3 protein-coding genes are annotated in these 2,024 nt (G+C 47.6%); 1 reads left to right on the top strand and 2 read right to left on the bottom strand.

Translation table 11 applies throughout. The features are described from left to right. Positions 1–142: 142 nt before the first annotated feature. On the bottom strand, positions 143–916 hold the full coding sequence (locus ABYW01_RS20375) for a DUF4197 domain-containing protein (RefSeq protein WP_372836304.1): 774 nt from the start codon (positions 914–916) through the stop codon (positions 143–145). Between the two features lie 340 nt (positions 917–1,256). On the opposite strand from ABYW01_RS20375, the gene ABYW01_RS20370 reads away from it, so the two are divergent. Further along, positions 1,257–1,400: a hypothetical protein gene (locus tag ABYW01_RS20370; protein ID WP_193954481.1), complete on the top strand. Its 144-nt coding sequence runs from the start codon at positions 1,257–1,259 to the stop codon at positions 1,398–1,400. 79 nt (positions 1,401–1,479) lie between these two features. On the opposite strand, the gene ABYW01_RS20365 is transcribed toward ABYW01_RS20370, so the two are convergent. After that, on the bottom strand, positions 1,480–2,024 hold a 545-nt coding region (locus tag ABYW01_RS20365; protein ID WP_372836302.1), incomplete at its 5' end, for a peroxiredoxin.

Genomic DNA, 2,024 nt, shown 5'->3' with positions numbered 1-2,024 from the left:
TTTCAGGCGTTTCTGCGGGTGGCTTTGTTAATCAGAAAGCGGGGGGATTGGAAGATGAAGATTGGCGGGTCAGGTATGCTTGACCGCTCTTTTGCCAATTTATGTCGGCAGAAGAGCGGTCAAACGTTCAAATGTGCAGCGTTTACTGAAAGACTTTCTTCAGCAGATCGGTGGTACGGGCTGCAGGATTCTCACGAATCTTTTTCTCTTCTTCCGCGAGTACCGTGAACAACCCATCCAGCGCTTTTTCAGTCACGTGGTCTTCTAAATTGATATTCAGGTTGTTGCCAACATAGGGCAGTTGTTTAGCTTCTTCAGCAACCGCGCCGTAGTAGCGGGTTACACCGACTTCGCTCATCGATTCGGCGATGCTGGGTTTAAATAGCTCAGTTAGTCGGGTGGAGGTTTTTTCGCGAAAGTACTCAGTTGCTGCGCTGTCAGAACCTTCGTAGATACGCTTGGCATCTTCGATCGTCATCTCTTTGAGCGCACCAACGATAAGCTCCATTGCATGGGGTGCTGCTTTTTCAGCTGCGCGGTTCATACTCTGTTCGAACTGCTCAACCTGTTTTTCCATACCCATGCGGTTGAGCAGAGATGCTGCCTTGTCCAGCGGTGCAGGCATCGGCACGCGGATGTTCGCATTATTGAGGTAACCACCATCCTGACTGATGTTATCAATCGCGCGACGGCTTCCGACCTCCAGTGCTTCTTTCAGGCCTTGGATTAGGGTGTCGGTATCCAGAGTAGTGGGTAGTACGCTGCTTGAATCGCTACCGCTCAGATTGTTATCCAGCACTTCTTTACTGGTTTCTTCCAGGCCTTTGACGAAATCTCCAAAACCTGCGGTGGCAGTGTGAGCAAACGGCAAGCTCAGTACCGTTGCGAGAGGTAACCAGATTAGTGCTTTTTTCATAGTAACTCCTTGTTGCCGGAATTCAGGCTATAAGACATATCGTAATAAATAGCAGCTTAGCTTTATTTTGCTTTATCGGTGCTGAATGCCATCGTCCGTGTGAATTGTGTTAGATCGTGTGATTTTACACAGAGGCTGATTCGAAAAGTAGCAGGGCAAGGTATTGAATGGGGCGTTCTATTGTAGAAAATCTAACTGTACCGAAAGAGAACAGAGCGAGAATTTGTGCGTGAAATTACTACTTTAGAACGAACTTGGTACCTTGTTCAGAACAAATGTATGTGGCAATAGTCTTAGAAAATACATCGTGACCACACCCTGTGGTCTTCAGGAGTTCACTATGAAGTCGTTATTCTTAGCCGTTGTGGCAGTACTCGGAATGAGTGCAGGTCTGGCGTTTGCTGATCAGGGAATGGATGAAGATAAATATCGCGATACGTTTAGTCACAATATCGAGCACATTTATAACCCTTCTACACGTTAAGCTGTAATGCAGCCCAGGAAGCTGAATGACTCCCTGGGCTGTCTTGATAGGATCGCTAGCCACTATGTTTCAAAGGCATCTATTTAGGTTGTGGCACAATCCGGAGGTAAGGTTTAGGTGCTTTCCAGCCATCCGGGAACCGTTCCTTGGCTTCATCATTAGATACAGCAGGCACGATGATCACGTCTTCTCCCTGTTTCCAATTCACAGGTGTTGCCACTTTATGCGTTGCGGTTAACTGACAGGAATCCAATAAGCGCAGTACTTCATCAAAATTTCGTCCGGTACTCATTGGATAGGTGAGGGTGGCTTTTATCTTTTTGTCCGGACCGATCATAAACACCGAGCGAATCGTCGCATTATCGACAGCAGTACGCGGTTGGGCGCCACTGGCGTTTGGGTGGATCATATCGTAGAGCTTAGCAACGACCAGATCCGGATCGCCGATCAAGGGGTAGTTTACGGCGTGCCCTTGAGTTTCTGCGATATCACTGAGCCATGCATTGTGATCACTCACCGGATCGATACTTAGTCCTATGGTTTTGCAATTACGCTTTTCAAATTCTGGCTTGAGCTTCGCCATATATCCCAGCTCTGTCGTACAGACGGGTGTGAAGTCTTTAG

The organism is Pontibacterium sp., from assembly GCF_041587635.1.
Lineage (GTDB): Bacteria > Pseudomonadota > Gammaproteobacteria > Pseudomonadales > Balneatricaceae > Pontibacterium.
The sequence above is the reverse complement of the archived record's forward strand: the minus strand, read 5'-3'. Positions and strand labels throughout refer to the sequence as shown.

What these genes read in the sequence shown, in the direction of transcription:
- ABYW01_RS20375 (WP_372836304.1), bottom strand. Translation starts at nt 916, where the DNA reads ATGAAAAAAGCACTAATCTGGTTACCTCTCGCAACGGTACTGAGCTTG.
- ABYW01_RS20370 (WP_193954481.1), top strand. Translation starts at nt 1,257, where the DNA reads ATGAAGTCGTTATTCTTAGCCGTTGTGGCAGTACTCGGAATGAGTGCA.